Source organism: uncultured Campylobacter sp., assembly GCF_938017705.1.
In the GTDB taxonomy this organism is placed as follows: Bacteria; Campylobacterota; Campylobacteria; order Campylobacterales; family Campylobacteraceae; genus Campylobacter_B.
Genome location: NZ_CALIIS010000245.1, coordinates 1 through 6,405, shown reverse-complemented (window position 1 = coordinate 6,405; position 6,405 = coordinate 1). Strand labels below are relative to the sequence as shown.

The following is a 6,405-nucleotide window of genomic DNA, read 5'->3' as shown; positions in this document are numbered from 1 at the left end:
GGCAGCTACTAGCATGGTAGCAGCAGGCTTCGTAGCGGGTCTGGCGGCTCTTATTATAGTTTATATCGTCATCAAAAAATTCTCGCTTAAAATCGCTATCAAGCCATTTTTCATTGCTACATCGGTCATCATATTTTATATGTCCGTCGTATTTGTGGGTAAGGGCGTGATGGAGCTAGTCGAGGGCAAGGTATTCGTGCCTACGGTGATAGACGGGCTTCCTACGATTACGTGGATCGGATTTTATCCTTATGTCCAGAGCCTAGTGCCGCAAGCGGTGATGATCGTGCTTCTAATCGCAGGAATTTTAATCTTAAAAAACAAGCAAAAAAACAAATCTTAATAAGGAGAGAAAAGATGAAAAAGATTTTTTCAGGTATGTTGGCGCTAAGCTTAGCCTCTGTTATAGCAATGGCAGGAGAGCATCCGATCGGCGAGCCGATTGAGCAAAATGGAATGGAGATCGCTGCTGTGTATCTTCAGCCTATCGATATGGAGCCTAAAGGCATCGATCTAGCTCCTAGCAAGGCGGACATCCACCTTGAGGCGGATATCCACGCTATCAAAGGCAACGCAAACGGATTTGGCGAGGGCGAGTGGATCCCTTACCTAAAGATCGCTTACGTGCTTAAAAACCTAGACACAGGTAAGATTCAAAAGGGAAATTTCATGCCGATGGTAGCTAGCGACGGTCCTCACTACGGTGCTAATATCAAGATGGTAAACGGTGTAGGCAACTACGAGCTAACCTATAACATCGAAAATCCAAGCGCCAACGGATTTGGCCGCCACGCAGACAAAGCGACCGGCGTAGGCAAATGGTGGGAGCCGTTCTCGGTTAAATACACCTTCCAATACACAGGCGCTCCTAAAGAGTAATCATAGATGGCTCCGCCGAGTTTGTTTTCGGCAGAGCCCTAGCGGTATTGGGTTTTAGCCGCATGCTTTAAATTTAAGGCGGTTACTTTAGCCCATTTAAAATTTAATCGCTACGCCGTAGCCAAAGCGCATCGTTTTTGCTTTAATGCGTTTAAGCTTACGAATCTTTTAGCTGCGGCAAAATTTTAAAATTTAGCGCACCGCAAGGACGAGATAAAACCAAAGCAATAGCGAGTCGAATTTCTCTTTGCGGGCGGCTCTATTGCTGCGAACTTTTTGCGGGCTGATTTGAAATTTTAAAATTTACAAAATGGCGTAGGTTTTAAAATTTTAAAATTTAAGCAATTATAGGCGATTTACGCGCATTAGGCTCGATGAGGATTTTTAATGACGATATTTTTTTATCACGTTAGCTTGGCTCTGTTTCCGCTCGCGTTTTTAAGCGCATATCTGGGCGGTAGGCGCTTTATCAGCGCATCGTTTTTGCCTGCGCTTTTTGGAGCTGCGTTTGGGGCGCTGTGCTTTAGCGCATTTGCGCGCTCGGCAAACGCCGATACGGGCAAGATCGTATTTGATGCGCTCGCACTTTTAGCGCTGCTCGCGCTACTGCTTGCGTTTAAGTTTAAGCGATTCTATCTTACCGCTATAGTTATTTTTGCTCTTGGTTGCGCGTATGGATTTGAATACCGCTTCATAGGGATGAATTTTAAAATTTTCTCCGGCGAGCTGCTGGATAGCTTCAGCCTAACCAACCTCTTTATGGCGGTTTTAGGTGTGCTGGCGCTCATTTTATTCTATTTCATTTACCGCGCGGTTTTGGCTCGCACCGGCAGAGGCGCGAGGCTGGCGTCGTTTGCTCTTGCATGGGCGTTTGCCTTTATTGCTGAAATCGGCTTTTTAGGTCTTGATCTGCGCCAGGCGGACGCACCCAAAGCGCTAGCTGCGAAGGGTTTTGAAGGGCTTTCAAACGCGATCGGCTCGTCCGAGTTTCTAAGCGTCATCGCTAAAATCATCCACTACAATAACTCCTATCTGACGCTAGCTCTTTGCCTTATAGCCGCGCTAATTGCGCTACTTACGGTATTTCGTGCGCCAAGGCGTGTACCTCGCGAAGCGGACATTATAAAATTTAGAGAGGTTAAAGCGGGCAGATTTGCCATTTTTAGAGATTTTAGCCTGATCTTGTCGCTTGGGGTTTTAATCAGCTTTTTGGGGCTTTATTATATCTTGGTCGCTTCAAAACCGCCTACGATCGATGAGCCTAAGATCATCGAGCCGCAAGGCGCGGAATTTGTGATCGATGCAAACATCGTAAAGGACGGCAAGCTGCACCGCTTTGCCTACGTCACCGATGACGGGCATAAGGTCAGGTTTTTTCTACTAAACCGCTTCACGGATAAATTTGCCCCGGTCGCGGTTTTTGATGCGTGCTCGATCTGCGGCGATATGGGCTATATCAAAAAAGGCGACGAGCTCATCTGCATCGCTTGCAACGTGCGTATCTTTTTACCGAGCGTCGGCAAATTGGGCGGTTGCAATCCGATCCCGCTAGATTATAAGCTAGAGGGGCAAAATATCGTCATCGCACTTAAGACGATCGAGGACGGCGCGTCCTATTTCTCGGAGATTGTGGATAAAAAGGTAATCGATCCGGTCAGTAGAAAAGAAATTTTAAACACCTCTAAATTTAGCTATCTTTACTACGGACGCACCTACTTTTTCGAAAGCGAAGCGAATGCAAACGCCTTCACCGCGCATCCTGAGCGCTATGTAGATGAAAACGGCACGCTAAAGGAGCTTAAATAATGTTTTTACGCATCATCAAATCCTCCATTTTAAACTCCAGGGATAGCAAAATTTTAGCGTTTTTGACCATATTTTTATCGGTCTCGCTGATCGCTTGCATGCTAAATATCACGCTAAAAATCGGCGATCAGGTCGCTAAGGAGCTACGTAGCTACGGATCTAATATCGTCGTGCTACCGCGCTCGCAAAGCCTAAGTATCGAGATCGGTGGGCGCGAATACTCGCCGCTTAAGAATGACGATTTCTTAAAAGAGAGCGAGCTGCATAAGATCAAAGAAATTTTTTGGCGCAACAATATCACCGCCTTTGCGCCCTTTTTAACTACCCGCGCGGGAGATTACGACGTCGTGGGGACATACTTCGAAAAGGACGTAGGAGTTAGCGACGAGCCTGATTTCAGATCGGGCGTGCGCTCGCTCTATCCGTTTTGGAGCGTAGAGGGACAGTGGGTAAAAGACGGTGCCGATGACGAGGTGCTTGCAGGAGACGAGCTTGGGCTAAAGATCGGCGATACGGTTAAGCTTGGAGATTATGAGGTTAAGGTTGTTGGGATTTTGCACGGCGCGGAGGATGAAGCCAAAAAGCTGATCGCAAATTTATCTCTGGTACAAAAGCTAATGCACAAAGAGGGTCTCATCGCCAAGGCAGAAGTTAGCGCCATGACGATCCCCGAAGACGATCTGTCCGTAAAGGCAAGAAGGAGTCTCGATAATCTAGACGCCACAGAATACGACACCTGGTACTGCTCAGCATACGTTAGCTCCATCGCATATCAGATCACCGAGGAGTATCCAAACGCAAGCGCCAAGGCGGTGCTTAGCGTCAGCGAAGCTCAAAGCGGCATCACGAAGAAGATTCAAAATTTAATGGGCGTCGTAAGCATTCTGTCGCTGCTAATTTCAAGCATCTGCATCACGAGCCTGCTAAGCAGCGAAATTTACAAACGTAAAAAGGAGATCGGCTTGCTTAAGGCGCTGGGAGCGAGCAACTTTATGATCTATATCCAGTTCGCCGCCGAAATTTTCGTCATCTGCATAGCAAGCTCACTCGTGGGCGCAGTCGTAGGCTACGCGCTTAGCTGGGCGATCGCGTATCAAATTTTTGGCTCCTTTATCGGCGTCTCGCTTATGGTTTTTCCGCTTAGCATCGTTTTTGGACTTCTTATTTGCATTATTGGCTCGATTTTGCCGCTACGCGGAGTGATCAAGCTACTGCCTGCGGAGGTGCTTTATGGTAGGAAATAACGGAGCGTTTTTTAGAGGCGCGATCTTTAAAAGTATCATCAACAGCGGCATTCGCAGCTTCGTGATTTTCGTCGCGATCATGCTGGGCAGCGCAGTTTGCGCGGCGTTCGTAAATATCTACGCCGACATCGATAAAAAGGTCGCCAGCGAGCTAAACAGCTACGGCGCAAATTTGATCGTAAGCCCTGCAAATTTAGAAAATTCCCATATGGACGAAGCGGCGCTCGATGCGAAGTTCGCTAAAATCTCCGCACTGAAAAGCGCGAATAAATACCTTTTCGGCAGCGCAAATTTAGGCGTAAACTCAGGCATCATCATGGGGGTAAATTTCTCCTCTCTGCGCGATACGATGCCGTTTTTGGATCTTAAAGAGGGCTCGTTTATCGGCGTGGATTTCGACGATAAAAACGCGCTCATCGGGCAGGATCTCGCCAAACTTTTGGGCGCGAAGCTCGGCGATAGTATCGAGATCACGCCGATCGGCTCAAATGAAACGAGCAAGGTTAAGATAAAAGGCATCGTCTATGACGGACAGAAAGAGGACGGCATGCTGCTAATCTCGCTGCCGCTGGCGCAAAAAATTTTAAATCAGCCTGCGCAGGTAAATTACGCCGAAGCGATCGTAAGCGGCGATTTTAAGCAGCTTAGCGAAATTTCAAAAAGTCTAAGCGATGCGCAGATGAGCTTCGCGCCGATCGGCAAGGTATCCAAGACCCAGGGCATCATCTTAAACAAAATCAAGCTCTTGATGCTTCTTATCGGCATTACGATCCTTCTGATCACCTCGGTCTGCATCAACACGAGCCTTAGCTCGATCCTGCTTTCGCGCATCAAAGAGTTCGCGCTCATCCGCGCAATCGGCGCGAGCAAACAAAATTTGCTCCACCTGATCCTGAGCGAAATTTTAACCGTCTGCGTCGCAGGCTCGCTAGTGGGGGTATTCGTGGGATACCTGCTCGCGATCTTGCTGGGGCATCTGATATTTTCAAGCAGCGTGGATTTTAGGCTAATCAGCCTCTTTGCGGCGGTCGTGCTGAGCCTGATTTTTGCGCTCGCGGCAAGCTACTATCCGATCAAAAAGGCGCTGAATCCGAATTTAGCGAATCTATTAAGGGAATGACATGGAAATTTTAAAATTTGAAGGCATCTGCAAATACTTCGGCGAGGTCAAGGCGCTCGATAATATCAGCTTCGACGTTTTAAGCGGCGAGTGGGTCAGCATAATGGGTCCAAGCGGCAGCGGCAAGAGCACGCTCGTAAATATCCTAAGCCTGATGGACACCCCCACTGCGGGCAGATACATCCTAGGCGGAGCCGACGCGAGCGTGCTAAACGACGAGCAAATTTTAGAATTTCGCCGCAAAAAGATCGGTCTCGTGTTTCAGCAGTTTCACCTAATTCCTTACCTAACGGCCGTCGAAAACGTCATGCTAAATCAATACTACCACAGCTGCGTGGACGAGGACAGCGCCAAAGCAGCGCTTGAGAAAGTAGGGCTCGGGCACCGCATCACGCACCGCCCTAGCGAACTTAGCGGCGGCGAGCAGCAGCGTGTATGCATCGCGCGTGCACTCATCAATGATCCCGACATTATCATCGCGGATGAACCTACGGGCAACCTCGACGAGGCCAACGAGCGCGTGGTTTTGCAGCTCTTTCAGACGCTTCGCAGCGAGGGCAAGACGCTGCTTTTGGTTACGCACAACGAAGAGCTCGGTAAATTTGCCGACAAAGTGGTGCGCCTAAGACACGGCAAGCTCGATCGAATAGAGCTTTTGGATCAAAGCACGATGAAACATCATCTAGGCTCTCAGGGTGAAAATTCAGATCGCGATTTAAGCCAAAGCGCTTCACAAAGCTCTAACGCCGAAAATTTAAAAGCGAAGAACGGCGATAAAAATTCGAGCACGAGTGAGAAAAATTCCGCTTCGCAAAATTTAGGTGGCGAAGATCAGAGTGCCGAAAATTCTAACGGCGAAAATCAAGGTGCCAAAAATTCTAGCGCGCAAAATGATGGTGCGTAAAATTTAGCTCGCATGATAAAAAATAAAGCTACGTTAAAATTTAAAAATTTCACCGCCTACACCGCGCGCTCTTTTTGGATCCGCACAAAGCTCGCGCGAGCAGGTACGGCTTTTTTCTACTCACGTCCCGCCGAAGTTGTTTGCCTTGAAAGATCAAGCGCCGATGCAAAGTCTAGCGGAGTGGAGAAAAATTTAAAAAGTCTAAATTTGAAAAGTCTAAATTTTAAAAACCGAAACGCTATGGGCACAGATTCCGACGCGGATCGCAACATACGCCTAGGCGCGGATCGCGATATAAATTTCCGTCCAGATCGCGCCGTAAATTTTAAAATTTCAAACGCAAATTTAAAGGCCGATTTAGCGCGCCCGAAGGCGGGTTTTAGATGATAAAATTTTTAAATTTAAAAGTTGCTGCCGCCGTGTTCGCGCTACTGCTCGCAGGCTGCGACGGA

5 protein-coding genes and 2 pseudogenes are annotated in these 6,405 nt (G+C 48.0%); all 7 read left to right on the top strand.

Annotated features, from left to right (window positions below; translation table 11 throughout):
- A pseudogene (locus Q0605_RS11280) lies at window positions 1–343 on the top strand (FTR1 family iron permease); the annotation flags it as partial.
- A 14-nt stretch (window positions 344–357) separates the two neighbouring features.
- The gene (locus Q0605_RS11275; RefSeq protein ID WP_005869331.1) at window positions 358–879 is read left to right on the top strand and encodes an iron transporter; all 522 of its coding nucleotides are present in this window, start codon (window positions 358–360) and stop codon (window positions 877–879) included.
- 387 nt (window positions 880–1,266) lie between these two features.
- Complete coding sequence (locus tag Q0605_RS11270) at window positions 1,267–2,685, top strand: Fe-S-containing protein (protein WP_298706943.1); 1,419 nt, start codon at window positions 1,267–1,269, stop codon at window positions 2,683–2,685.
- Window positions 2,685–3,929, top strand: coding sequence for an ABC transporter permease (locus Q0605_RS11265; RefSeq protein WP_298706942.1), 1,245 nt, complete (start codon window positions 2,685–2,687; stop codon window positions 3,927–3,929). The genes Q0605_RS11270 and Q0605_RS11265 overlap by 1 nt, the downstream gene beginning before the upstream one ends.
- Window positions 3,916–5,049, top strand: coding sequence for an FtsX-like permease family protein (locus Q0605_RS11260; RefSeq protein WP_298706941.1), 1,134 nt, complete (start codon window positions 3,916–3,918; stop codon window positions 5,047–5,049). Before Q0605_RS11265 ends, Q0605_RS11260 begins: the two co-directional genes overlap by 14 nt.
- 1 nt (window position 5,050) lies before the next feature.
- A pseudogene (locus Q0605_RS11255) lies at window positions 5,051–5,689 on the top strand (ABC transporter ATP-binding protein); the annotation flags it as partial.
- A gap of 276 nt (window positions 5,690–5,965) precedes the next feature.
- Window positions 5,966–6,340 carry a hypothetical protein gene (locus tag Q0605_RS11250; RefSeq protein WP_298706940.1) on the top strand — a complete coding sequence of 125 codons (375 nt, stop codon included), beginning with the start codon at window positions 5,966–5,968 and terminating at the stop codon, window positions 6,338–6,340.
- The last annotated feature ends 65 nt before the right edge of the window (window positions 6,341–6,405 follow it).

Coding starts and splice junctions, on each gene's coding strand:
- Q0605_RS11275 (WP_005869331.1), top strand. CDS start 358: ATGAAAAAGATTTTTTCAGGTATGTTGGCGCTAAGCTTAGCCTCTGTT.
- Q0605_RS11250 (WP_298706940.1), top strand. CDS start 5,966: ATGATAAAAAATAAAGCTACGTTAAAATTTAAAAATTTCACCGCCTAC.
- Q0605_RS11265 (WP_298706942.1), top strand. CDS start 2,685: ATGTTTTTACGCATCATCAAATCCTCCATTTTAAACTCCAGGGATAGC.
- Q0605_RS11270 (WP_298706943.1), top strand. CDS start 1,267: ATGACGATATTTTTTTATCACGTTAGCTTGGCTCTGTTTCCGCTCGCG.
- Q0605_RS11260 (WP_298706941.1), top strand. CDS start 3,916: ATGGTAGGAAATAACGGAGCGTTTTTTAGAGGCGCGATCTTTAAAAGT.